Consider the following 25445-nt stretch of genomic DNA (forward strand, 5'->3'; position numbering starts at 1 on the left):
GGCGAAATCCATCGCGGGTCAGCCCTGCGCCCCCTGCTTGCGCTGGCGCAGATAATCCAGATAGGGGGTCGGCCAATGGGTCTCGAACTGTGCCGATCCGGCAATGCCATCCAGGGTCGCGGCGCAGCCCGCTTCGGTAATCGTGACCGGATTCCGCTTGGAACTCGGGAAGCGGATGGCCGAGAACGTGTTCAATTTCAGTTCGAGCGGCTGCGCGGCGCCATAGTCGATGCTCATGCTGGCGGATTGCTGCATCATCTCGGCATCGTATTCGGCATGGTCGCGGATCGCGGTGATCGGGCTGACCTTGCCGTCCCGCGCCACATAGCCCGCCACGCCGCGTTCACCGCCCGCGATCCAGATCCAGCCGTTCATGGCGATCGATCCGTCCGGCGTATAGGCGGCCAGCCATTTCCAGTGCTGCGGCATGGCCCATTCGCGCAGGCCCCAGGAATGGTCGCGATGGCCGATCCGGCCGTCCAAGGACACGTGCCTGCCGTCGATTTCGAGCCAGCCTTGCAGGATTCCGCTTTGCTCGATGCGGTTCGCCGCCATCCATGCCGGCAGGCCATCCGCATTGGCATGATAGCTGAAGGCCTCGTGCAATGCGCTGAAGCTGAAGTCGAGCTTCAGCCGCGCGCCGGCATAGGACAGCGTCGAACGCTGGGCCGTGAGGTCCTGCTGGACCGACAGCCCGCCCAGGCTGATGGTCGAGAAGTCGCAGTCGTCGGGAATGCTGCCGGAATGGAAATCGACCACGGCCGGCTCGATGTCGGCGCCCCAAAGGCATATGTTGCAGCCGGCATTCCCGTCATCGGTCGCGAAGACATAGATCTGAAGACAGATCCGCTCCTCGGCCATGCTGACCTGCCAGAACAGCGAATCACGCATCTGGCCGCCCGGAGCAGGCCGGTGGCGCAGATCGTCCTCGGCGCGAACCAGGCCCGCAAGAGCGGGATCGAGGCGATGCAGGTAATTGGTTCCGGTCATGCGAAGCCCCTATGCCAAGACGGCCGGAGTGGCTTCCGGCCGTTTATGGTTTGCTAGCATATGATATGCATCGGTTCAACCGCTTTGCGTATCGAACCCTGCGGTTCGGCGGCGAGCCGTGCCCTGGCTCGCCGCCCCTGTCCTTCAGAACTCGAAGGTCGCGCTCAGGTGCAGCCGGGTGTTGTCCACCGTCTGCCGGTCGAACTGCGTGCGCTTCTCCCAGATCACCTCTCCGCCCAGGGCGATATTATCCAGCAGGTTGTATTTTCCGCCGACGTGAACCGATTCCAGCTTTTTCGTATCGGTCGCCAAGGCGCCGGCGAACGGATCATAGCTTTGCGCGCCATAGGCTGCCAGCACCGACAGGTTGGGCTGGATCTTGTGGCTGATGCCGACAAGATAGCCGTCCATCTCGACCGCATTCCCGTCCGCATCGACATCATAGAAGGTCCTGCCGCCGGTCGGACCGGCTTGCTGGCCGGCATAGCCGCTGAAGCCCATGATCGAGGAAATGCCTTCGCCGCGGGTATAGCTGGCCTGGATCAGCCCGTTTTCCCAGGGCTTGAAGGTCGCGCCGATATTCGCGCCCCAGCCGTCGACAGTGCCTTGGGCGCTGCGAAGCTCGCGATTGATATAGGCGAAGCGCAGGCTGCCCCTGTCGAATTTCTGGCTGATCGCAAAGGCGGCGGCCGGCCGGTCGCCCCAGCTTTGGTAATCTTCCTCGATCGAGGCATCGATATGGGTGCCGGTGCCGAAATCCGACGAGTAGCGAATCAGCGGAACGCGGAAGTTCGCCGGACCTGCGGTGCCGTTGAAGTCCCAGACCGCCGGCGACTCGTTCAGGATCGAGAAGGTCGACCAGGTCTGGCCGATGGTCCAGCCGCCGATCTGGCCATAGGCATGACGCAGGCGCACCGTGCCGCCACCGCCGCCGAAGAAGTCGCCTTCGATGTTGAAGCGCAGTTTTCCGTATTCGGTGTCCTGTTCGGCGCGGAAGCCGAACAGCGTCTGATAGCCGTGGATCTGCTGGTCGCTGTTCTCCGGGGTGCTGTCGGTGACAAGGGCGATCCCGCCGGACGACGGGCCAAGCCCGTAATTGTTGTCCATGACGGCGTCGACCTTGACCTTGCCATAGAAGCTCAGCTGCATGCCGTAGCGATTGGTGATCTGCACCGGCTCTTGCTCTTTGGCTTCCAGCGCGGCGATGCGGGCCTCGAGTTGCGTCAGGGTTTCCGCTTCTGCGCTTGCCGCCATCGACAAGCATGCCGCAGCCAGGCCCACCGCGACCGCGGCGGGGGATCGGTAATTACCGAGCATGTTTTCTCCTCCCAGAGTATGTGGTGTGCTCCGTCTCGGCGCACAAATTGGAGATTACATGCAGCAAACATAGTAACCAAGCGATTTATATTACATACTAACGATATGCTTGCATAAAAGCAACTATCGCATTTGAATCTGGGGATGGCAGGCCGGCAGCAGAACCCGCGACGGGAAGAGGGCCCCCGCCGCGGTCACGCACGCCCGGAGGGCGGGTCAGTTCCGGCGAAACGCCGCCGGACGCTTTTCCAGGAAGGCGGCCATGCCCTCGACCTGGTCGGGGGTGCCGAACAGGGCGTGGAACAGGCGGCGTTCGTAAAGCAGCCCCTCGGACAGCGGGCCTTCCTCGGCGCGGCGCACCGCCTCGCGCGCCAGCCGCGCGGCCGGGCGCGAATAGGAAGCGATCTGCCGCGCGGCTTCCATCGCCGTGGGCAGGACCTGGTCGTCGGGGACGACCCGGGCGACCAGCCCGGCCGCCAGTGCCTCGGCCGCATCCATGTTGCGCCCGGTCAGATGCATGTCCATCGCCCGCGCCCGCCCGATCAGCCGGGTCATGCGCTGCGTGCCGCCGATTCCCGCGATCACGCCCAGCTTGATCTCGGGCTGGCCGAATTTCGCGCCTTCCCCGGCAATGGCGAAGTCGCACATCATCATCAGCTCGCAGCCGCCGCCAAGCGCATAGCCGTTCACGGCGGCGATCTTGGGCAGGCGCAGATCGGCAAAACGGCTCCATTCGCCGAAATAGTCCAGTTCGCTCATCTCGGCCGCGGATTTTCCGGCCATTTCGGCAATATCGGCCCCGGCGGCAAAGGCGCGCTCGGACCCCGTGACCACAAGGCAGCCGATATTACGGTCGCGGTCCAGTTCCTCGGCCGCCGCGATCAGCTCTTGCGCCAGGGCGCGGTTCAGCGCGTTTAGCTGCTTCGGGCGGTTCAGGCGGATCAGCGCCACGTTCCCGTCGCGGGAAACCTCGACCAGGTCAGCCATGGGCTTTCCCCCTTTTCTCGAATCTCGGGAGCATTGCGGAGAAGTCCTTTCCCTTTCCGTCCTCGTCTTCGACGAATCGGGCATAGAGCGCGGTGGCGAGTTCCCCCATCGGCGTATCGGCATCGGCCGAGCCCGCGGCCTGCTGCGACAGGCGCAGGTCCTTCAGCATCAGTTCGGCGGCGAAGCCCGGCTTGTAGCCGTTGTCGGCGGGCGATTGCGGGCCCACGCCCGGCGCCGGGCAATAGGCGTTCATCGACCAGCTGTAGCCCGAGGAGGTCGAGACCACGTCGAACATCTTTTGCCGGTCCAGCCCCAGCTTGTCGGCCAGGGCGAAGGCCTCGCAGGTGGCGATCATGGTCACGCCCAGGATCATGTTGTTGCAGATCTTCGCCGCCTGGCCCGCGCCCGAGACGCCGCAATGCACCGCCTTCTGGCCCATGATCTCGAAGAGCGGCTTCACCTTGTCGAAGGCCGCGTCCGAACCGCCGACCATGAAGGTCAGCGTGCCGGCCGCAGCACCACCGATGCCGCCCGAGACCGGGGCGTCCAGCGCACCCAGCCCCGCCGCCTGCGCCTGCGCCGCCACGGCGCGCGCGCTTTCCACGTCGACCGTCGAGCAATCGCAGAAGACCGCGCCCGGCGCCATGGCCGGAACGATCTCCTCGGCGACGCTGCGCAGGATGGCGCCGTTCGGCAGCATGGTGATGACCACCTCGGCGCCCTGGGCCGCCTCGGCCGCCGTCGCCGCCCTGGCGACGCCCTCGGGCATCGGCGCGGCTAGGTCGAAGCCCGCGACCGCGTGCCCGGCCCTGGCCAGATTGGCGGCCATCGGCCCGCCCATGTTGCCCAACCCGATGAATCCGATCTTCATTCGCTGTCCTCCCAGTTCAATTCGCCCTCGCCCAGCGGCGCCAGCATGGCCGCGACATGCGCCGGACCGGCATCGGCCGACCAGCGCGGGTTGCGGTCCTTGTCGATGATCTGCGCCCGCACCCCTTCCAGGAAATCGCCTTCCGCCGTGGCGCGGGCAGTGAAGCGCAGCTCGCGCGACAGGCTCTCGCGGATGTCGCGGTCGCCGCGCGCCGCCCTGACCAGCGCCAGCGTCGCCGCCAGCGACAGGGGCGAGTTGCGGCCCAGCACCTTCAGCGCCGCGTCGTCGCCCGCGGCCTGCAGCGCGGCCAGGATCTCGGCCACCGAGGCGGCGCCGAAAGCCGACAGGTCGCGATCCCCGAGCGGCGCCTCGGGGCGGGGGTGGCCCTCGATCGCCGCCACGTCGCCGGTCTCGGCCAGCCGGTCCTTCAGCGCCGGCCAGTCCGCCTCGGGGACGAAACTGTCGGCGAAGCCGGCGAAGATCGCGTCGCCCGGCCCCATGCGGGCGCCGGTCAGGCCCAGGTATTCGCCGCAGCGCCCGGGGGCATGGGCCAGCAGCCAGCTGCCGCCGACGTCCGGGATCATGCCGATGCCGGTCTCGGGCATGGCGACCTGGGTGGTCTCGCCGACGATGCGGTGGCTGGCATGGCCGCCGACGCCGACGCCGCCGCCCATGACGAAGCCCTGCATGAAGGCCACCACGGGCTTGGGATAGCCGGCGATGCGGGCGTTCATGACATATTCGTCGCGGAAGAACGCGCGCCCGACCCGGTGGTCGCCCGCCAGCCCGGCGCGATAGACCGCGGCGATGTCGCCGCCCGCGCAGAAGGCGCGCTCGCCCGCGGCGTCGATGATGACCAGCGCCACCTCGGGATCGTCCCGCCAGGCGCGCAGCGCCGCGTCGATCACCCGCACCATCTCGTGGCTCAGCGCGTTCAGCGCCTGCGGCCGGTTGAAGGTCAGCCGTCCGGCGCGGCGGTCCTTGCGGGCGATCATCTCGGATCCGGGCATCTCGGATCCGGGCATCTCGGCTTCGGGCCTCTCGGTCATCGGTCTCGCTCCGCCAGCAGGGCGCGGCCGACGATCAGCCGCATGATCTCGTTGGTGCCTTCCAGGATCTGGTGCACGCGCAGGTCGCGCACGATCTTCTCGATGCCGTAATCGGCCAGATAGCCATAGCCGCCATGCAGTTGCAGGCACTGGTTCGCCACCTCGAAGGCGCGGTCGGTGACATGCAGCTTGGCCATGGCGCAGAACTTGCTGGCATCCGGCTCGGCCCGGTCCAGCTTCCAGGCCGCCTGGCGCAGGAAGATGCGCGAAGATTGCAGCGCCGTCTCCATCTCGGCCAGGCGGAACTGCAGCGCCTGGAACTGGTCCAGCGTCTGGCCGAAGGCGCGCCGCTCGCCCATGTAGCGCAGCGTCGCCTCCAGCGCCGCCTGCGCGCCGCCCAGCGCCCCGGCCGAGATGTTCAGCCGCCCGCCGTCCAGGCCCGCCATGGCATAGGCAAAGCCGCGGCCCTCCTCGCCGATCAGGTTCTCCTCGGGGATGACGCAATCGTCGAACTGCACCTGGGCGGTCGGCTGCGCCTTCCAGCCCATCTTGTGCTCGGGCGCGCCGAAGGACAGGCCCGGCGTGCCGGCCTCGACCACCACGGTCGAGATGCCCCTGGGGCCGGCTTCGCCGGTGCGGACCATGACCAGATAGGCGTCGGAATAGCCGCCGCCCGAGATGAAGGCCTTGGTTCCGTTCAGCTTCCAGCCGCCCGGCACCCGCTCGGCGCGGGTGCGCAGCGCGGCGGCGTCCGAGCCCGAGCCCGGCTCGGTCAGGCAATAGGAGAACACCGTCTCCATGCTGCACAGGCGCGGCAGCCAGCGGGCGCGGTTCGCGGGGGTGCCGAACTTGTCGATCATGCCGCCGCACATATTGTGGATCGACAGGAACGAGCCGACCGAGGGGCAGGCCATGGCCAGCGCCTCGAAGACCAGCGTGGCGTCGAGGCGCGACAGCCCGGTGCCGCCCTGGTCCTCGCCGACATAGACCCCGCCGAAGCCCAACTCGGCCGCCAGCCGCCACAGCTCGCGCGGCATGGTGCCGGCTTCCTCCCAGGCGCGGGCGTTGGGCGCGATCTCGGCCGCGCCGAAATCCCGAGCCAGCCCAAAAATCGCCCCCTGCTCATCCGTCAATCCGAAATCCATGATGTCCCCCGTATCGTTGTGTTTCCCGGCCGGCGGGCGAGCGCTCGCCTTAGCGCGAAGTCTCCATTTCGTTGGGCGCCGTCGCCATTGCCGGCGCCAGCTCGACCCGGCCGCGATCCAGCACGATCACCTCGCGCTCGGCCACCCGCGACCGGAAGCGAATCTCGCCGCCGCCAAGATCGAAGATCTCGGTCTGGATGGTTTCGCCGGGATAGACCGGGCTCGAGAAGCGCAGAGACATATGCCGCAGCCGTTCGGGCGCGCCGGGGCAAAGCACGGAGATCAGCGCCCGGCAGGCAATGCCCATGGTGCATAGCCCGTGCAGGATCGGCCGATCGAAACCGGCCTGCCGCGCCAGTTCGGGGCTGGCATGCAGCGGGTTCAGGTCGCCGCTGAGCCGATAGAGCAGCGCCTGCTGCGGCAGGGTGGCGTGGCTCAGGACGTGATCCGGGGCGCGCGCTGACATGGGCGCCAGCGGCGGCTCGGGCGCGCCGAACATGCCGCATCCGCCATCGCCGCGCAGCATGTAGGTCGAGCTGACGCGGGCGGCGGGCCGGCCTTCGGCATCGGTCAAGGTCTTGCGCAAATAGAGCCATGCGCCCTTTGCCGCGCCGCCGTCCACGACGCCGGTGACGCGATACTTCGCGCTGACCTCGCCTTCGGGCGGCAGGGGGTGCAGGATGTCGAAACGCTGCTCGGCATGCAGCAGCTTCTGCCAGCCCAGCCGCAGTTCCGGGCGCTTCACCCACATGCCCGGATGCGCCAGGATATTGACCATCGAGGGAACGGCGCGCAGATCCTCCTCATAGGTAAAGCGCAGTTCGTCCTGGCTCAGCGGGTCGCTGCCGAAGCCGATGCCGAGGGCGTAGAGGATGCTGTCCTTGGTCGAATAGCTTTGCCGGGTCTCGTCGAACCGGAAGCGGCGCAATACTTCAATATCCATTCTTCTCTCGTCACTTGCCCCGGCGGGCCAGGTAATCGGCGGCGGCGTCCAGGAAGGCGCGGCAATGCGCATCGTCGTCGTAATAGCTGTCCTCGCCGCGCTGGCGCGACAGCACGTAGAATACCGCGGTCTTCCAAGCCACGAAGGCGGCGAACCAGTCCAGATCGGCCAGTGCCCGGCCCGTGCGCTCGCCGTAGCGGGACAGCAGATCCGAGATCGCCGGGAATTCCGCCTGATAGAGCGCCCGGCCAAGATCCTGCAACGGCGTGCGCGCGATCCCCGGCGCGGGATAGGCGATCATGAAATAGCCCAGGTCCAGCCGCGGGTCGCCGATGGTGCTGAGTTCCCAGTCCAGCACCGTCGCCAGCCGGGGCGGAAGCCCGGCCGCCCACATCAGGTTGCCCAGCCGGAAATCGCTGTGAACCACGCATTGCCGGACCGCGTCGGGAACGCTTTCCTCCAGGCGCCCGGCCATGGCGCGCAGGGCCTCGCCTTCGTGGCCGGCAAGATCGGCAATCAGGCCGCGCAGCATGGCGAAGTGCTGGCGGTTGGCCTCGGGCTCGTCCAGCGGGCGCGCGGTGATCCGGGCGGCGTCGATGCCATGCAGATCGGCCAGCGCGTCGATCATCGCATGGGCCATGCCGCGGGGATCCTGCCGCAACGGCTCGGGCAGGTCGCCCGAGATCACGATGCCCGGCACATGCTCCATCACATAGAGCGGCACGTCCAGCGCCTCGCCCGCCGCGGCCATCGCCAGGATCCGGGGCGCCAGGACGCCCGCGGTGTTGAGCTTGGCGATATGGCGCGCCTCGCGCAGCACATCCGGCGCATTGGCGCGAATCACTGGCTGGTGGCGCACGATCAACCGCAAATCGCCCAGATCGACCAGCGAGGTTATGTTGGAATGCCCCTCGCCGATGATCCGCACCTCTGGCCGGCCGCCTTGCGGCGCCAGTCCCCGGGCCTTGAGCCAGGAGATCAGCCGATCCGTGTCGGCTTCGGTCCAACTCCACTCCATGTCGTCGTCCTGTCTGCAGGTTTGCGCGCATGCCCGGGCCGGGCCGGCATGTTACTTTGACTGCTGGCATATTATAATGCAAAGAACATAGTTCAAGATAAATGTTATGCTTGCGTATCGTATGCATTAGTGCATATTTGCATTGCACGGGAGGAAAAGGCATGGCGAACAGATCTATCCAAAGCACCGGCGCTTACCTGCCACTGCTGCGATTCGAGCGGAAGGCGGCGCGTGCCGAACTGGCCTGGTCGGGCCTGGGCGGGAACGGCAAGGGCCGCCGCGCGGTCGCGGGCTGGGACGAGGACGCCTTGACCCAGGCGGTCGAGGCGGCGCGCGAGGCGCTTTCGCAGGCGCAGGGCGCGATCGCGAGGGTGGTGTTCGCCTCGACCTCCTCGGCCTTTTCCGACCGCTCGCAGGCGGTGATCATGGCTGATGCGCTGAACATCGCCCGCGATGCAGAGACGGCCGACCTGGCCAACTGCCGCCGGTCGGCCGTCTCTGCGCTGCTGCGCGCATTGCGCGGCGCGCCGGGGACCGAACTGATCGCTGCGGGGGAAAAGCGCCTGACCCAGCCCGGCAGCGCGGCGCATCTGTCCTGGGGCGACGGCGCCGCGGCGGCGGTCGTTGGCGACGGTCCGGGCTTGGCGCGCCTGCTGGGGGCGGGCCGGGTCAACCTGGACCTGCTCGACAGCTATACCTCGGCTGCGCGCGGCTTGCCCTATGCCGCCGAGGAGCGTTTCTCGCGCGATTCCATGGTATCCGAGGCGCTGATCCCTGCCGCGCAGGCCGCGCTGGCCGAGGCGGGGTTGCGCGGCGAGGATGTCGCGCTGGCCGTGGTGCCCGAGGCCGTGTCGGGGCTTTATGCCGCGGCGGCGCGCAAGCTTGGCATGACGGCGCCGAACGTCATCGACCGGCTGGCCCCCGAGGCTGGCGAACTGGGCACCGCCGCGCCGCTTTTCGGGCTCGCGTTGGCGCTGGAGCAGGCCGAGCCGGGCCAGATCGTGCTGCTGGCGGGCTGCGGCAACGGCTGCGACGTGCTGGTGTTCGAGGTGACCGCCAAGACCCGCAATCGCCCGGCGCACCAGGCGCTGGACGAAGGTGTGCCGCTGACCAGCTATTCCCGCCTGCTGTCCCTGACCGGCGGCATCGATCTGGACTGGGGCCCGCGTGCCGAGGTGAACCAGAAGGTTTCCGCCAGCGTCCTGGCCCGCCACGGGCGCGACATGCACGGCTTCGTCGGCGGTCGCGATCAAGGCGGCAACGTGCAGTTCCCCAAGACGCCGATGCCGGTCAACCCGGCGCTGGCCGAGCCCGGCGTCTATGAGGATGTCATCCTGCGCGACGAACCGGCCCGCGTGGTCTCGATCACCGCGGATCGGCTGAATTTCACCCCCGATCCGCCCTTCTATTTCGGCCTGGTGCAGTTCGAGAACGGGGCGCGCGTGGTGATGGAGCATTGCGACGTCGAGGGCAAGGCGCAGCAGGTCGGCGCCCCCTTGCGGATGCGCTTCCGCATCAAGGCCATCGACCGGCAGCGGCAGTTCCGCAGCTATTTCTGGAAGGCTGCGCCCCTGGCGCGTCCGCAGCTTGCAGCAAAGGAGTAACGCCATGGCACAAGGTATCCGCGACAAGGCCGTCATCCTCGGCATGGGCTGCACCCGCTTTGGCGAGCGCTGGGACATGAGCTCGGACATGCTGATGGCCGAAGCCTTCGAGGAGGCGCTGGCCGATGCCGGCATCGCGCGCGACCAGATCGGCGCGGCCTGGCTCGGCTCGGCCCTGGACGACGTGAACGTCGGCAACTCGGCCATTCCCCTGGCCACGGCGCTGCGGCTGCCGCCGATGCCGGTCACCCGGGTCGAGAATATGTGCGCGACCGGGACCGAGGCGCTGCGGGCCGCGACCTATGCCGTCGCCTCGGGCGCGGTGGACATCGCCCTGGCGCTGGGGGTCGAGAAGCTGAAGGATACCGGCTTCGGCGGATTGCCGATCCGCACCAAGGGCTCGGTCAACGACCTGTGGATGCCCTATGGCTCGGCGCCGGGCACCTTCGCGCAACTGGCCGGCGCCTATGCGGCGCGCCACGGCATCGACGCGGCCGACCTGAAGCGGGCGATGGCGCATGTGTCGTGGAAGTCGCACCAGAACGGCGTCCATGCCGAAAAGGCCCACCTGCGCAAGGCGGTCACGATGGAGACGATCCTGAACGCGCCGATGGTCGCCGATCCGCTGGGGCTTTACGATTGCTGCGGCGTGTCGGACGGCGCGGCGGCCGCGATCATCTGCACGCCCGAAATCGCCCGCAGCCTTTCGAAGGACGCGCTGGTCTCGGTCAAGTCGGTGCAGGTCTGCGCCTCGAACGGCTGGGAGATGCAATATGGCGAATGGGACGGCTCTTACGTCCGCAACACCCGCATCGCCGCCGGCCGCGCCTATGACGAGGCCGGCATCACCCCCGCCGATCTGGGCCTGACCGAAGTCCATGACTGCTTCTCGATCACCGAACTGGTGACGATGGAGGATCTGGGCCTGTCGCAGGACGGCCGGGCCGTGTTCGACGTGCTGGATGGCGCCTTCGACGCCACCGGCCGGCTGCCGAGCCAGGTCGACGGCGGGCTGAAATGCTTCGGCCATCCGGTCGGGGCTTCGGGCCTGCGCATGGCCTATGAGGTCTATACCCAGCTGAAGGGCCGCGCCGGCGCGCGCCAGCTTGCGAATATCGACTTTGGCCTGACGCACAATCTGGGCGGCCAGCCGTCGAACTCGGTCGCGGCGGTGTCGGTGCTGGGCCGGCTGGAATAACAAGGGAAAGCACATGGCAGGCAAGTATTACGAAGAGCTCGAGGTCGGCCACGTCATCCGCCATGACGTGCGCCGCACGGTCACCGACTGGGACAACATGCAGTTCTCGACGATGACCATGAACCCGGCGGCGATCCATATCGACCACGAATATTGCAAGACGACCGAGTTCGGCAAACCGCTGGTCAACAGCGTCTTCACGCTGGGGCTGGTGGTGGGCCTGTCGGTCGGCGACACCACGCTGGGCACCACGGTCGGCAATCTGGGCTGGGAGGAAGTCAAGTTCCCCAGGCCGGTCTTCGCCGGCGACACCATCCGCGCCGAGACCGAGGTGATCGCCAAGCGGGAATCGAAGTCGCGCCCGACGCAGGGCATCGTCACCTTCCTGCATCGCGGCCTGAACCAGCGCGACGAGGTGGTCTGCGAATGCAGGCGCCTTGCCCTGATGATGAAGCGCCCGTCATGAGGCTGACATCGCTGCTTTTCGTTCCCGCCGACAGCGAGAAGAAATACCGCAAGGCGCGCGAGACCGCGGCCGACGGGCTGATCCTCGACCTCGAGGACAGCGTGGCCCTGCCCAACAAGGATGCCGCCCGCGCCATGGTGGCGGGCTGGCTGGACGAGGGGCTGGACGGGCCCGCGCTGTGGATCCGGGTCAACGCGCTCGATACCGGGCTGACGCTGGCCGATCTGGCGACGGTGGTCCGGCCGGGGCTGGCGGGGATCATCCTGCCCAAGGCCAATGGCGGGCAGGATGTCGCGCAAGTGGGCCATTACCTCGACGCGCTGGAGGCCCGCGCCGGCCTGCCGGCCGGGGCGATCCGCATCATCGTCGTGGCGACCGAGACGGGCCCGGCGATGTTCAACCTCGGCTCCTATGCGCCGGCGCATCCGCGGCTCGCGGCCCTGACCTGGGGCGCCGAGGATCTGTCGGCGGTCGTCGGCGCGACCTCGAACAAGGGCGCCGACGGCGACTGGTCGCAGCCCTATCAGCTGGCGCGCAGCCTGTGCCTGATGGCGGCAGCGGCGGCCGAAGTGCCGGCGCTGGACACGCTCTATGCCGATTTCCGCAATGAAGCCGGGCTGACCGAAGCCTGCGGGATTTCGCGTCGCGACGGTTTCGCCGGCCGGCTCGCCATCCACCCGGCCCAGGTCGACCCGATCAACCGCGCCTTTGCCCCCTCGGATGCGGATCTGGCGCTGGCCGCCCGCATCGTGGCCGCGTTCGATGCCGATCCCGGCCTCGGCACGATCGGCATCGACGGCAAGATGTACGACATCCCCCATCTGAAGCAGGCGCGGCGCACCCTCGCCAGTGTGCAGGAAGGATAACCATGTCCCAGACCACCAACCAATCCGCCGAGGAACTGGCCGAAACCCGCGCAGCGATCCGCGAGGGTGTGCGCGCCGTCGCCTCGCGCTTCGACGCCGACTACTGGCTCGCGCGCGACGAGGACGGGGTGTTCCCGCGCGAATACCACCGCGCCATGGCCGATGCCGGCTGGCTGGGCATCACCATGCCCGAGGAATACGGCGGCGCCGGCCTTGGCGTGACCGAGGCCGCGATCATGATGCACGAAGTCGCCAGCCATGGCGGCGGCATGGCCGCGACCTCGTCGGTGCACATCAACCTGTTCGGGCCGCATCCGATCGTCGTTCACGGCACGCATGAGCAGAAATCGGAATGGATTCCGCGGCTGATCTCGGGCTCGGACCAGGTCGCCTTCGGCTTTACCGAACCGGACGCCGGCCTGAACACCACTCGCATCAAGACCTTCGCCGAAAAGGTGCCGGGCGGCTATCGCGTGCGCGGGCAGAAGGTCTGGACCTCGACCGGGCAGGTCGCCAACAAGATCATGCTGCTGACGCGCACCACGAAATTCGAGGATTGCAAGCGTCCGACCGACGGCATCACCATCTTCTACACCGATCTCGACCGCAGCAAGATCGACGTGCAGCGCATCCCCAAGATGGGCCGCAAGGCGGTGGATTCCAACGCGATCTTCATCGACGACCTGTTCGTGCCCGACGAGCATCGCATCGGCGAGGAGGGCAGGGGCTTTTCCTACATCCTCGACAGCCTCAACCCCGAGCGGGTGCTGATCGCGGTCGAGGCCATCGGCATCGGCCAGGACGCACTGCGCCGCGCCACGCAATACGCCAAGGAGCGGGTGGTCTTCGACCGGCCCATCGGCCAGAACCAGGGCATCCAGCATCCGCTGGCCGAACGCTGGATGTATCTGGAAGCCGCCTGGCTGATGGCGATGAAGGCGGCCGAGCTTTACGACGCGGGCCAACCCTGCGGCGCCGAGGCGAACACCGCCAAGTTCCTCGGCGCGCGCGCGGGCTATGAGGCCTGCGAACGGGCCATCTTCACCATGGGCGGCTTTGGCTATGCCAAGGAATACCATGTCGAGCGGCTGTTCCGCGAGGTGGCCGTGACCCGCATCGCGCCGATCACCGAGCAACTGATCGCCAGCTTCATTGCCGAGAAGGTTCTCGGCCTGCCGAAATCCTACTGAAAGGCTGTTTTCATGACCAAGGCAATGGAAGGCAAGGTCGTCCTGGTAACCGGCGCCGGCCGCGGCGTCGGGCGCGGCATTGCGCTGGACATGGCGCGGGCCGGGGCCGCCGTGGTGGTCAACGATCTGGGCGTGGCGCTGAGCGGCGCCTCGGAAACCGGGCTGAGCCCGGCGCAGGAGGTGGTGGCCGAGATCGAGGCCATGGGCGGCCAGGCCATCGCCGACGGCCATTCCGTCGCGGACTGGGACGGCGCCCAGGCAATGGTGCAATCCGCCATCGAGCAGTTCGGCCGCATCGACGCGGTGGTCAACAATGCGGGCAACCTGCGCGACGTGCTGTTCCACCGCATGTCCGAAGAGGAGTTCGACTCGGTCGTCGCGGTGCATCTGAAGGGCACCTTCAACGTCAGCCGCGCCGCCGCGCCGCATTTCAAGGAGCAGGGCTCGGGCGCCTATGTGCATATGAGCTCGACCTCGGGCCTGATCGGCAATCTGGGGCAGGCCAACTATACCGCTGCCAAGCTGGGCATTGCCGGCCTGTCCAAGGCCATCGCCATCGACATGCAGCGTTTCGGCGTGCGTTCCAACGCGGTCGCGCCCTTCGCCTGGACGCGCATGGTGTCCTCGATCCCGGACGAGACTCCGGAACAGAAGAAGCGCGTCGAGGGCCTCAAGAAGCTGGTTGCGGAAAAGATCGCCCCCTTCGTCGTGGCGCTGACCTCGGACGCGGGCAAGGAGGTGACGGGCCAGATCTTCGGTGTGCGCAACAACGAGATCTACCTGTTCTCGCAGCCGCGTCCGATCCGCACCGCGCATACCTCGGACGGCTGGACGCCGGAAACCGTGGCCGAACGGGTCTTTCCCATGTTCCGCAACGATTTCTATCCGCTGCACAAGTCGGGTGATGTCTTCACCTGGGATCCGGTCTGAACAGACCGGAGGGTTCTGATCGGGGCGCCACCCCTCGCCGGGGCGGCGCCCGTCCAACAACGGAGGTTTGCATGAAGAAGGTCTATGCGGACGCGGATGCCGCTCTGGACGGCCTGCTGCGGGACGGGATGCTGATCGCGGCCGGGGGCTTCGGGCTTTGCGGCATTCCCGAGCTGCTGATCGAGGCGATCCTGAAGGCGGGCACGAAGGATCTGACCATCGCCTCGAACAATTGCGGCGTCGATGGGTTCGGGCTGGGCAAGCTGCTGGATTCGCGGCAGATCCGCAAGATGATCTCCTCCTATGTCGGCGAGAACGCCGAATTCATGCGGCAATACCTGTCCGGCGAGCTTGAGCTGGAGTTCAACCCGCAGGGCACGCTGGCCGAGCGCATGCGCGCCGGCGGCGCCGGCATCCCGGGCTTCTATACCAAGACCGGCGTCGGCACGGTGATCGCCGAGGGCAAGGACCACAAGGATTTCGACGGCGAGACCTATATCCTGGAACGCGGCATCGTCGCGGACCTGGCCATCGTCAAGGGCTGGAAGGCCGACGAGTCGGGCAACGTGATCTTTCGCAAGACCGCGCGCAACTTCAACGTGCCGGCGGCGAAATGCGGCCGCGTCTGCGTCTGCGAGGTCGAGGAGATCGTGCCGACCGGCAGCCTCGATGCCGACGCCATCCACCTGCCGGGCATCTATGTCCACCGCCTGATCCAAGGGCAGCATGAGAAGCGCATCGAGCAGCGCACGACCCGTTCGCGCGTCTCCGACACGACCCGGAAGAAGGAGACCGTCTGATGGCCGCCGAAACCAAGGGCTGGGACCGCAACCGGATGGCGGCGCGGGCCGCGCAGGAGCTGCAGGACGGCTGGTATGTGAACCTGGGCATCGGCATCCCGACGCTGGTGGCGAACTATATCCCCGAGGGGGTGCATGTGACGCTGCAATCGGAAAACGGCATGCTCGGGATCGGCCCCTTCCCCTATGAGGGCGAGGAGGACCCGGACCTGATCAATGCCGGCAAGCAGACGGTGACCGAGCTGCCGCAGACCGCCTATTTCGACAGTTCCGAGAGCTTCGCCATGATCCGCGGCGGCAAGATCGCCATGGCGATCCTGGGCGCGATGGAGGTGGCCGAGAACGGCGACCTGGCGAACTGGATGATCCCCGGCAAGCTGGTCAAGGGCATGGGCGGGGCGATGGATCTGGTCGCCGGGGTGAAGCGGGTGGTGGTGGTGATGGACCACACCTCGAAACATGGCGAATCGAAGGTGCTGAAGGCCTGCACGCTGCCCCTGACCGGGCAGAAGGTGGTCAATCGCATCATCACCAACCTGGGCGTGCTGGACGTGGTGGAGGGCGGGCTGAAGATCGTCGAACTGGCCGATGGCGTCAGCGAGGCCGAACTGCGCGCCGCGACCGAGGCGGCGATCGTCGGCTGAGCTTTCAGGGGGGAGGGGGCTGTCTGCCCCCTCTTGCGGCTGACGCCGCAATTCACCCCCGAGGATATTTGGGCAAGAAAGAAGGCGCATGGCGTTCGATCGGAATGGAACAACATGGGAGGTTGCCTCGTGAAGATCGGCGCATTGAGAGAGCATTACGAGGGGGAGGCGCGTGTTGCGGTGACGCCGTCCTCGGCCGCGCATCTGAAGAAGCTGGGCCACGAGGTCTTCGTGGAATCGGGCGCGGGGGCGGGGGCCGGGTTTTCCGACGCCGCCTACCAGGCCGCCGGCATCACCGTCGCGCCGAATGCCCAGGCGCTGATCGCCGAGGTCGATGTCGTGGTCAAGGTCCGGCCGCCCGAGGCCGCCGAGCTGAAGGCGATGCGGCGTGGTCAGACGCTGATCTCGTATTTCTATCCGGCGCAGAATGCCGAGCTGCTGGAGCTCGCCCGCGAGCAGGGCGTCACCGCCATCGCCATGGACATGGTGCCGCGCATCTCGCGCGCACAGAAGATGGACGCGCTGTCGTCCATGGCCAATATCGCCGGCTACCGCGCGGTGATCGAGGCGGCGAACAATTTCGGCCGCTTCTTCACCGGCCAGGTCACCGCCGCCGGCAAGGTGCCGCCGGCCAAGGTGCTGATCGTCGGCGCCGGCGTCGCGGGGCTTGCCGCCATCGGCGCCGCGACCAGCCTCGGCGCCCAGGTCTATGCCTTCGACGTCCGCCCCGAGGTGGCCGAGCAGATCGAATCGATGGGCGCGGAATTCGTCTATCTGGATTTCGCCGAGCAGGCCCAGGACGGCGCCGCGACCGGCGGCTATGCCGCGCCCTCGAGCCCCGAGTTCCGCGAGGCGCAGCTGAAGAAGTTCCGCGAGCTGGCGCCCGAGATGGACATCGTCATCACCACGGCGCTGATCCCCGGCCGCGACGCGCCGAAGCTCTGGACCGAGGACATGGTCGAGGCGATGAAGACCGGCTCGGTCATCGTCGACCTGGCGGCCGAGCGCGGCGGCAATTGCGACCTGACCGTGCCGGACGCGCGCATCGTCACCGACAATGGCGTGGTGATCATCGGCTATACCGATTTTCCCTCGAGGATGGGGGCGCAAGCCTCTGAACTCTATGGCAACAACATCCGCCACATGCTGGCCGACCTGACCCCGGGCAAGGACGGGGTCATCGTGCAGAACATGGAGGATGACGTCATCCGCGGCGCGACCGTGGCCCATGACGGCGACGTGACCTGGCCGCCGCCGCCGCCCAAGGTCGCGGCCATCGCCGCCGCGAAGCCCAAGGAAAAGCCGAAGGAGCCCACCCCCGAGGAACGCCGCGCGGCCGAGGCCGCCGCCGCCTTCAGGACCCAGACCCGCAACCAGGTCGGGCTGCTGGCCGTCGGCGGCGTGCTGATGCTGGCGCTGGGGCTGGTGGCGCCGGCGAGCTTCATGCAGCATTTCATCGTCTTCGTGCTGTCGGTCTTCATCGGCTTCCAGGTGATCTGGAACGTCAGCCACAGCCTGCACACGCCGCTGATGGCGGTGACGAACGCGATCTCCTCGATCATCATCCTGGGCGCCTTGATGCAGATCGGCTCGGGTTCGGGGCTGGTGATCGTGCTGGCGGCGCTCTCGGTGTTCATGGCCGGGATCAACATCTTCGGCGGCTTCCTGGTCACGCGCCGGATGCTTGCCATGTTCCAGAAATCCTGAGGAGGCCGGCGCAATGGAATTCGGTTTCACCACCGCCGCCTATGTCGTCGCGGCCATCCTGTTCATCCTGTCCCTGGGCGGGCTTTCGGGCCAGGAAAGCGCCAAGCGCGCGGTCTGGTACGGCATCGTGGGCATGGCGCTGGCCGTCGCCGCCACGCTGATCGGCCCCGGCTCGGGCCTGTGGCTTCTGTCGCTGATCCTGGTCGCGGTCGGCGGCGTCATCGGCTGGATCGTCGCCACCCGCGTGCAGATGACCGAGATGCCGCAGCTGGTCGCCGCCATGCATTCGCTGGTCGGCCTGGCCGCGGTCTTCATCGGCTTCAACACCCATGTCGAGCTTGGCCATGTGCTGGGCCTCGACGCCGCCGGACGCGAGGCGCTGACCGGCTTCGCCGCCGTGCTGGCGCACAAGTCCCCGGTCGAGCAGTCGATCCTGCGGGTCGAGACCTTCCTCGGCGTCTTCATCGGTGCCGTGACCTTCACCGGCTCGGTCATCGCCTTCGGCAAGCTCGCCGGCAAGGTCGACGGCAAGGCCAGGAAGCTGCCGGGCGGCCATGTGCTGAACGCCGGCGCGGCGGCGCTGTCGCTGGTGCTCTTGCTGGTCTATCTGGCCAATGGCTCGACCCTGGCGCTGATCGTGATGACGCTGGCGGCGCTCTTCATCGGCTATCACCTGATCATGGGCATCGGCGGCGCCGACATGCCGGTGGTGGTGTCGATGCTGAACAGCTATTCCGGCTGGGCGGCGGCGGCGATCGGCTTCTCGCTGTCGAACGACCTGCTGATCGTGGTCGGTGCGCTGGTCGGCTCCTCGGGTGCGATCCTGAGCTACATCATGTGCAAGGCGATGAACCGCAGCTTCGTTTCGGTGATCCTGGGCGGTTTCGGCGGCGAGGCGGGCCCGGCGATGGAGATCGTGGGCGAGCAGATCGCCATCGACGCGGAAAGCGTCGCGGCGGCGCTGAACGACGCCGACGAGATCGTCATCGTGCCGGGCTATGGCATGGCGGTGGCGCAGGCGCAGCAATCGGTGTCGGAGCTGACCCGCAAGCTGCGCGCGCGCGGCAAGACCGTGCGCTTTGCCATCCACCCGGTGGCGGGCCGGCTGCCCGGGCACATGAACGTGCTGCTGGCCGAGGCCAAGGTGCCCTATGACATCGTGCTGGAGATGGACGAGATCAACGAGGATTTCCCGAATACCGACGTGGTGATCGTGATCGGCTCGAACGACATCGTGAACCCGGCGGCGCAGGAGGACCCGAACAGCCCCATCGCCGGCATGCCGGTGCTGGAGGTCTGGAAGGCCAAGCAGGTCTTCGTCAGCAAGCGCGGCCAGGGCACCGGCTATTCCGGCATCGAGAACCCGCTCTTCTACAAGGACAACACCCGCATGTTCTACGGAGACGCCAAGAAATCCCTCGACCAGCTCCTGCCAATGATCGAATAGGGGGGCGGCAAACTGGCCCACCCCGATCAGAACCCCAGCCATCAGCAAGGAGGATCCCTCGCCATGCCCGATCTGCCCGCGCGCGAATCCATGGAATACGACGTGGTGATCGTCGGCGGCGGGCCTGCGGGGCTGTCGGCGGCGATCCGGTTGAAGCAGGTGAACCCCGCGCTCTCCGTCGTGCTCTTGGAGAAGGGCTCGGAGATCGGCGCGCATATCCTCTCGGGCGCCGTGCTCGACACCTCGGGCCTCGACCGGCTGATCCCGGACTGGAAGGACAAGGGCGCCCCGGTCGGGACCGAGGTCACGACCGACAATTTCTACATCCTCGGCCCGCAGGGCCAGGTCCGGGTGCCGAACTGGCCGATGCCGCCCTTGATGTCGAACCACGGCAAATACATCGTCTCGATGGGCAATGTCTGCCGCTGGCTGGCCGAGCAGGCCGAGGCGCTGGAGGTCGAGATCTTCCCCGGCATGGCCTGCTCGCAGCTGGTCTACGAGGGCGAGCGCGTCGTCGGCGTCGTCGCCGGCGAGATGGGCCTGAATGCCGACGGCAGCCCCGGCCCCGGCTACGAGCCCGGCATGGAGCTGCGCGGCAAATATGTCCTCATCGCCGAGGGCGTGCGCGGCTCGCTGGCGAAAGAACTCATCCAGAAATACGACCTCTCCAAGGATCACGAGCCGCAGAAATTCGGCCTCGGCATGAAGGAGATCTGGGAGATCGACCCGGCCAAGGCCCGCCCCGGCACGGTGACGCATACGATGGGCTGGCCTCTGGGCAAGAATGCCGGCGGCGGCAGCTTCATCTATCACCTCGGCGGCAACCAGGTGCTGGTCGGCTTCGTCGTGCACCTGAACTATGCCAATCCGTATCTGTATCCCTACATGGAGTTCCAGCGCTTCAAGCACCATCCCATGGTCGCGGAACTGCTGGAGGGCGGCAAGCGCGTGGCCTACGGCGCCCGCGCCATCTCCGAGGGCGGCTGGCAGTCGATCCCGAAACTGACGGTGCCCGGCGCGGCGCTGCTCGGCTGCTCGGCCGGGCTGGTGAACGTGCCGCGGATCAAGGGCAACCACAATGCCATGCTCTCGGGCATCGCCGCGGCCGAGGCGGCGGCGGCGGCCATCGCCGCCGGCCGCGCGGGCGACGAGCTGGCCGAATACGAGGCCGAGCTCCGCACCGGCGCCATCGCCCGCGACCTGAAGCCGGTCAGGAACGTCAAGCCGGTCTGGTCGAAGCTGGGTCTCTGGCCCAGCCTGGCGCTGGGGGGCTTCGACATGTGGGTGGCGAACCTGACCGGCTGGAACCCCTTGGGCAGCTGGAAACACGGCAAGACCGACGCGCAGGCCACCGGCAAGGCGGCGGATTTCCAGCCCATCGACTATCCGAAGCCCGACGGCAAGCTGAGCTTCGACCGCCTGACCAACGTGGCGTTCAGCTTCACCAACCACGAGGAAAGCCAGCCCTGCCACCTGAAGCTGAAGGATCCCGCGGTGCCGATCGCGGTGAACCTGCCGCTTTATGCCGAGCCGGCGCAGCGCTACTGCCCGGCCGGGGTCTATGAGGTGCTGGAAAGCCCCGAGGGGCCGAAGTTCCAGATCAACTTCCAGAACTGCGTGCATTGCAAGACCTGCGACATCAAGGATCCCAGCCAGAACATCAACTGGACCACACCCCAGGGCGGCGACGGGCCGAACTACCCGAATATGTGATCGCAGCCGGGCTGCCTTGGCCGCGGCTGAGCATTTGCGGATTGCATCTGGAATGCCTGCCGAACGTCAAAAACACCCTCCTCCCCTCCTAAAGGATGGGCCGTGCGCGGGCGAATCGTCCTAGCCTTCATCAGCTAGATGACATTCCGCATGCGTCCATAAGGGCGCCCAGCCCGGCACCGCGAAGTCCACAGGCTTCGTCGCCTGTTCGGCCGCATGCTGCACCGACACGCAGGGAGGAGGGCACGGATGCTGCAAACGGCCATTGTCGAGGACAGAAGGGACCACCCCAGCCGCGAATGGATCGAGGCTTTGCGCCGCGACTATCCGACCGAGGCCGAATTCGACCGCATGCTGACGCGCAAGATGTTGCGCCGGATGGAGCCGTCCCAGCCCGGCCGCTATTCCATGCCCGAACTGGACCGGGCGTTGCGCCGCTTTTTCGATGCCAAGCTGCAGGGGCCCTATCAGATTTCGGACCTGCGCTGGCTCATGGGCGGGGCGTCGAAGATCCAGCTTGCCTTCACCCTGGACTGGTCGGAAGCCGGCGTGGCGCAGCGGCAGCGGCTGGTCATGCGGATGGAGCCCGAGGAATCGCTCAACTCGACCAGCCGCCTGCGCGAGCAGCAGATCTTCAGCTTTTTCCGAGGCATCCTGCCGGTGCCGAAGGTCTTCTGGCTGGACGAGGACGGCACCTGGCTGCCGCAGGCCGCGATCATCTATGAATGGCTGCCCGGCGTTTCGACCCCCAGCCGCAAGGAGCGCCGCGTCGCCGGGATCGGGCAAAGCTTTCCGCCGGAACTGCGCCAGAAGCTGGGTCCGCAGTTTCTGGAAGCGCTGGTCCGCATTCACACCGCCGACTATCGCCAAGGGGATCTGAGCGCGTTCCAGGTGCCTGCCGCGAACAGCACCGAATCCGCCCTGCTGCATCTGAACCGCGTTCTGCGCATCTGGGAAGAGGATCGCGGTTTCGAGTTTCCGGTCTTTGACCTGGCGGTAAGCTGGTTGCGGCGCAACCTGCCGGTGCTGGATCGTCCCAGCATCCTGCACGGGGATTTCCGCGCCGGCAATTTCCTGTTCGATGAGGCGACCGGGCAGATCACCGCCTGGCTCGACTTCGAGCGCGGCTATATCGGCGACCGGCACCGAGACCTGGCCTGGACCACGCTGTCGAGCTATGGGAACCTGGCCGAGGACGGCAAGACCTTCCTGGTCTCGGGCCTGGTGCCCCTAGACGAATTCCTATCCTCGTATGAACGGCTGTCGGGGCTGAGCATCGACCCGGCGCGGTTGAAATATTATCGCGTTTTCAACTCTCTGCAAAACGTCCTTGCGGCACTGGCCTCGGCCTGGCGCGTCGTCCGGCTGGGCAAGACCCATCAGGACGTTCTGGTCGCCATGCTCGAAGGCATAGGCCATGCGCAGGCCGACGAGATCTGCTGCCTGCTCGAGGAGGATTTCTGATGCCCAACACGCTTGGCAATACGCTGCAGGCCTGTGTCCGCGGGCTTGAACAGATGATCGTGCCCGCGATCGACCCGGACAATCCGCTGGCGCTGGAACAGGCGACGCTGATTGCAAGGACGATCCGCTTCACCATCGCGCGCTTGCCCCATGTCGTGGCCCGCTCGCGCCAGGAGATGCGCCTGTACCAGGAGATGGCCGAGGATCTCGTGTCCGACATGGCCGCCGTCGCTCCGGCGGAACTGCCCGCCTTGCAGGACGAGATCGCCCGTGCCGACGCGCTGTGGCACGACCCCCATGCCGGACTGGAACGGATCGACGCTTGCGCGGAAGAACTGGCCGCGCGGATCGCGGCGCTGGTCCGGTCGTGCCGCGACGACGACAGCGCGGCGGCGCGCCGCATCGAATGCGCGGTGCTGCGCCACAGCCCCGCGATCAACCGGCTGAACCGCTCCTGGCATGTCCTGTCGGGGTTCGAGACCCGGCCGGAGGAGATCCCCCCGCTGCCGAGCCTTTTCCCGCGCGGCGAATGACACCCTGAACGAGGTTTTGCAATGAACGCTTCCTATCCGCCGATCACGCCGCGAACGCTGTATTTCCAGGCGCCCGCCGATGCGGACCATCACTGGATCGAGACGATGCTGATCCCCTTTGTCCTGCCCGAGGAGGGGATCTACGGGCTGATCTATCTTTATGTCCGGCCCGCGCTGGGGGTGATGACGAACCAGATCATCATCTGCGGTTCGCTGTCGGACAGCCGCGGCGACCTGCTGCATTACGTGGACAACCAGCAGCTTCCCGCCATCTCGACCTTCCGCGACTTTACCACGCCGCTGGGGCTTTCGGTCCGCTTTACCAGCGGGGTGCGGGATTTCCGGGTGGATTATGTCGGCCGGGACGGGACCGAGTTCCATTTCGACTGGACCGGCCTGATGGACCCGTTCGACATCCACAATCCCGCCCATAGCCCGCAAGCCGGAAAGGCCCGCGACATCCATGCCGACATCGAGCCGGGGCAAACTCACAGGGCTGGGCATTTCGACGCGACGGGGCACGTGGCCGGAACCTTGACGCTGCGCGGCAAGACCTATCGCATCGATTGTATCGAGCGGATGGACCACAGCTGGGGACCTCGCGACGCCACCGTGATCCGGCCGACCTATATCGTCTCGGCGACGTTCTCCCGGGACCTGTTCTTTCACATGATCTGCCCCTGGGATCCCTCGGTCGCGGCGGGCGAGCAGCTTCGGCTCAGCCACGGCTATGTCTGCGAGGGCGGCGAGGTCTTCGGCCTGACGGATGTGGCACGGATCGAGGCGCAGCATTTCGGCAATATCACCGTGGGGTTGCAGATGCAGGTCGCGGACACCCGCGGCAAGACATGGGATCTGGTCGCCTCGCCCAATGTGGGTGCGCCCTGGTACGGCTTTCCCAGTGCGGTGACCTATCTGTCGCTGATGCGGTTCTTCATGGACGGGCAGCGCGGCTACGGCATCGTCATGGCCAATCACAACATGGGCTGGCTGAACCAGACCCGCGGCCGGTTTCTGAACGATCCCTGCCCGCGGATTCTGGCCTGACACCAATCAACAAACGGCTCGGCACGACCCCGTGCCGGGTCTTTCAGGGAGGAGAAACATGACAATCCAGACTTCCGCCATGGCGATGCCGGACCGGTCCGAGAGGATGACGCCGGAAAGCCGCCGGGCGATATTCTCGGCCAGCTTCGGCACCTTCGTCGAATATTACGATTTCATCGTCTACGGCTTTCTTGCCACCATCCTGGCGGGGCTGTTCTTTCCGGGCGACGATCCGGTCACGAGCCTGCTGATCACCTTCGGCGCCTATGCCGTCAGCTATTTCGTCCGCCCTCTCGGGGCGATGCTGATCAGCCCCATCGGCGACATCTACGGGCGAAAGGCCCTGCTTCTGGTCGTTATCGCGCTGATGACCCTGCCGACGGCGGCCATCGGGCTGTTGCCGACCTATCATCAGATCGGCATCCTGGCGCCGATCCTGCTGACCCTGTGCCGGGTGTTGCAGGGCCTGTCGGCCGGCGCCGAATATGGCGGCGCCTCGGCCCTGGTGGTCGAATATGCCCCGGCCCGCCAGCGTGGCTATTATTCGGGCTACCTGACCCTGACGATCTCGCTCGCGATGGCGGTGGGTATGGGTCTGGGCCTGTTCATCACAAAGATGACCTCGGCCGAGGTGATGCAGAACTGGGGCTGGCGCGTACCCTTCTTGCTGGCATTGCCGCTGGGGCTTATCGGGCTTTACATCCGGCTGCAACTCGAGGAAACGCCGGTCTTCCAGAAGGTGGCGCAAAAGGCGCATGACAAGAAGAAGACCCCGCTGCGCACGACGGTCAGGCGCGATTGGCGCGCGGTGCTGCTGGGCATGAGCGTGGGCGCCACCCATGTCATCACCGCGTCGATCCTGTTCCTGTTCGTCCCGACCCATCTGATCCGCAATCTCGGCTATCCGCCGGCAACGGCGATGTCGATCGCGCTGTGCGGGCTTCTGGTCTGGTCGCTGTTCATGCTGCCGATGGCGGCGCTGACGGACAGGTGGGGACGCAAGCCGGTGGCGTGGCTGGGCAGCCTGGGCCTGATGGCGTTGTATTACCCGGTCTATCTGACCTTCGGCGTCGGCCCGACGGCCTCCTATATCGCCATCATCGTCGCGGCCCCCTTCGCCTCGATGGCTTCGGCCTCGCTGGGGCCGATGTTTGCTGAAATGTTCAAGACCGACAACCGCTCGACAGGGATCAACCTGGGCTGGCAGTTCTCGACGCTGATCTTCGGCGGCCCGGCGCCCATGCTGGCCATGTGGCTGATCGGACGCAGCGGCAATATGAACGCACCGGCGCTGTTTGCCATGTTTTGCATCTGCTTTACGCTGTTCGCGCTGTGCTTCATCCGGGAAACCAAGGGGATAGATCTCAGCCGGATGTGACCGCTCCCGCGCGTCGGGGTGCCGCCGCGGCAGGCCGTCGGAACCCGGCGGCCTGTTTCGGCATCCTCGGACGCTTGCGCGCCGAAAGCGGAACACCCCCTGTTGCCAGGGGGTGTTCGGGCATTCGGCGCGGTTGCG

23 protein-coding genes are annotated in these 25445 nt (G+C 66.8%); 15 read left to right on the top strand and 8 right to left on the bottom strand.

Going from position 1 to position 25445, the window contains the following annotated elements:
• Window positions 1-18: 18 nt before the first annotated feature.
• The 8 genes from PARN5_RS0115460 to PARN5_RS22330 form a co-directional block, all read right to left on the bottom strand.
• Entirely contained in the window at window positions 19-990 is a 972-nt protein-coding gene (locus PARN5_RS0115460; RefSeq protein ID WP_018000677.1) for a hypothetical protein, read from the bottom strand.
• 144 nt (window positions 991-1134) lie between these two features.
• Window positions 1135-2307 carry a DcaP family trimeric outer membrane transporter gene (locus PARN5_RS0115465; RefSeq protein ID WP_346420687.1) on the bottom strand — a complete coding sequence of 391 codons (1173 nt, stop codon included), beginning with the start codon at window positions 2305-2307 and terminating at the stop codon, window positions 1135-1137.
• 216 nt (window positions 2308-2523) lie between these two features.
• Window positions 2524-3294 (bottom strand): enoyl-CoA hydratase-related protein, encoded by a 771-nt coding sequence (locus tag PARN5_RS0115470; RefSeq protein ID WP_018000679.1) that lies wholly within the window; start codon window positions 3292-3294, stop codon window positions 2524-2526.
• Window positions 3287-4165 carry a 3-hydroxyisobutyrate dehydrogenase gene (mmsB, locus tag PARN5_RS0115475; protein WP_018000680.1) on the bottom strand — a complete coding sequence of 293 codons (879 nt, stop codon included), beginning with the start codon at window positions 4163-4165 and terminating at the stop codon, window positions 3287-3289. The genes PARN5_RS0115470 and mmsB overlap by 8 nt, the downstream gene beginning before the upstream one ends.
• Complete coding sequence (locus PARN5_RS0115480; RefSeq protein ID WP_017999986.1) at window positions 4162-5214, bottom strand: enoyl-CoA hydratase/isomerase family protein; 1053 nt, start codon at window positions 5212-5214, stop codon at window positions 4162-4164. Before PARN5_RS0115480 ends, mmsB begins: the two co-directional genes overlap by 4 nt.
• Window positions 5211-6359, bottom strand: coding sequence for an acyl-CoA dehydrogenase family protein (locus PARN5_RS0115485; protein WP_017999987.1), 1149 nt, complete (start codon window positions 6357-6359; stop codon window positions 5211-5213). The genes PARN5_RS0115480 and PARN5_RS0115485 overlap by 4 nt, the downstream gene beginning before the upstream one ends.
• A gap of 49 nt (window positions 6360-6408) precedes the next feature.
• On the bottom strand, window positions 6409-7302 hold the full coding sequence (locus PARN5_RS0115490; RefSeq protein WP_036744977.1) for a MaoC family dehydratase: 894 nt from the start codon (window positions 7300-7302) through the stop codon (window positions 6409-6411).
• 10 nt (window positions 7303-7312) lie between these two features.
• Entirely contained in the window at window positions 7313-8320 is a 1008-nt protein-coding gene (locus PARN5_RS22330) for a phosphotransferase family protein (RefSeq protein WP_018000682.1), read from the bottom strand.
• 161 nt (window positions 8321-8481) lie between these two features.
• Between PARN5_RS22330 and PARN5_RS0115500 the strand changes: the two genes are divergently transcribed.
• The 15 genes from PARN5_RS0115500 to PARN5_RS22335 all read left to right on the top strand — a co-directional run bounded on the left by PARN5_RS0115500 (window position 8482) and on the right by PARN5_RS22335 (window position 25307).
• Window positions 8482-9924: a hydroxymethylglutaryl-CoA synthase family protein gene (locus PARN5_RS0115500; RefSeq protein ID WP_018000683.1), complete on the top strand. Its 1443-nt coding sequence runs from the start codon at window positions 8482-8484 to the stop codon at window positions 9922-9924.
• Between the two features lie 4 nt (window positions 9925-9928).
• Window positions 9929-11122 (top strand): acetyl-CoA acetyltransferase, encoded by a 1194-nt coding sequence (locus PARN5_RS0115505; protein ID WP_018000684.1) that lies wholly within the window; start codon window positions 9929-9931, stop codon window positions 11120-11122.
• A 13-nt stretch (window positions 11123-11135) separates the two neighbouring features.
• Window positions 11136-11588, top strand: coding sequence for a MaoC family dehydratase (locus tag PARN5_RS0115510; protein ID WP_018000685.1), 453 nt, complete (start codon window positions 11136-11138; stop codon window positions 11586-11588).
• Window positions 11585-12454, top strand: coding sequence for a CoA ester lyase (locus PARN5_RS0115515; RefSeq protein ID WP_018000686.1), 870 nt, complete (start codon window positions 11585-11587; stop codon window positions 12452-12454). The genes PARN5_RS0115510 and PARN5_RS0115515 overlap by 4 nt, the downstream gene beginning before the upstream one ends.
• Before the next feature lie 2 nt (window positions 12455-12456).
• Window positions 12457-13644: an acyl-CoA dehydrogenase family protein gene (locus tag PARN5_RS0115520; protein ID WP_018000687.1), complete on the top strand. Its 1188-nt coding sequence runs from the start codon at window positions 12457-12459 to the stop codon at window positions 13642-13644.
• Window positions 13645-13656: 12 nt separating this feature from the next.
• On the top strand, window positions 13657-14574 hold the full coding sequence (locus PARN5_RS0115525) for an SDR family NAD(P)-dependent oxidoreductase (RefSeq protein WP_018000688.1): 918 nt from the start codon (window positions 13657-13659) through the stop codon (window positions 14572-14574).
• 71 nt (window positions 14575-14645) lie between these two features.
• Window positions 14646-15374 (top strand): CoA transferase subunit A, encoded by a 729-nt coding sequence (locus tag PARN5_RS0115530; RefSeq protein ID WP_018000689.1) that lies wholly within the window; start codon window positions 14646-14648, stop codon window positions 15372-15374.
• Entirely contained in the window at window positions 15374-16018 is a 645-nt protein-coding gene (locus PARN5_RS0115535; protein WP_017999239.1) for a 3-oxoacid CoA-transferase subunit B, read from the top strand. Before PARN5_RS0115530 ends, PARN5_RS0115535 begins: the two co-directional genes overlap by 1 nt.
• A gap of 129 nt (window positions 16019-16147) precedes the next feature.
• Entirely contained in the window at window positions 16148-17725 is a 1578-nt protein-coding gene (locus PARN5_RS0115540; protein WP_026155483.1) for a Re/Si-specific NAD(P)(+) transhydrogenase subunit alpha, read from the top strand.
• A gap of 13 nt (window positions 17726-17738) precedes the next feature.
• Window positions 17739-19172, top strand: coding sequence for an NAD(P)(+) transhydrogenase (Re/Si-specific) subunit beta (locus PARN5_RS0115545; RefSeq protein WP_018000691.1), 1434 nt, complete (start codon window positions 17739-17741; stop codon window positions 19170-19172).
• Between the two features lie 63 nt (window positions 19173-19235).
• Window positions 19236-20885: an electron transfer flavoprotein-ubiquinone oxidoreductase gene (locus PARN5_RS0115550; RefSeq protein ID WP_018000692.1), complete on the top strand. Its 1650-nt coding sequence runs from the start codon at window positions 19236-19238 to the stop codon at window positions 20883-20885.
• 249 nt (window positions 20886-21134) lie between these two features.
• A complete protein-coding gene (locus PARN5_RS0115555; RefSeq protein ID WP_018000693.1) occupies window positions 21135-22349 on the top strand; it encodes a phosphotransferase family protein in 1215 nt (404 codons plus the stop codon).
• The gene (locus PARN5_RS0115560; protein ID WP_018000694.1) at window positions 22349-22882 is read left to right on the top strand and encodes a hypothetical protein; all 534 of its coding nucleotides are present in this window, start codon (window positions 22349-22351) and stop codon (window positions 22880-22882) included. The genes PARN5_RS0115555 and PARN5_RS0115560 overlap by 1 nt, the downstream gene beginning before the upstream one ends.
• A gap of 21 nt (window positions 22883-22903) precedes the next feature.
• Window positions 22904-23929 carry a hypothetical protein gene (locus tag PARN5_RS0115565; protein ID WP_018000695.1) on the top strand — a complete coding sequence of 342 codons (1026 nt, stop codon included), beginning with the start codon at window positions 22904-22906 and terminating at the stop codon, window positions 23927-23929.
• 58 nt (window positions 23930-23987) lie between these two features.
• The gene (locus tag PARN5_RS22335; protein WP_081615017.1) at window positions 23988-25307 is read left to right on the top strand and encodes an MFS transporter; all 1320 of its coding nucleotides are present in this window, start codon (window positions 23988-23990) and stop codon (window positions 25305-25307) included.
• Window positions 25308-25445: the final 138 nt, after the last annotated feature.

Origin of the sequence: Paracoccus sp. N5 (genome assembly GCF_000371965.1) — a bacterium.
Lineage (GTDB): Bacteria > Pseudomonadota > Alphaproteobacteria > Rhodobacterales > Rhodobacteraceae > Paracoccus.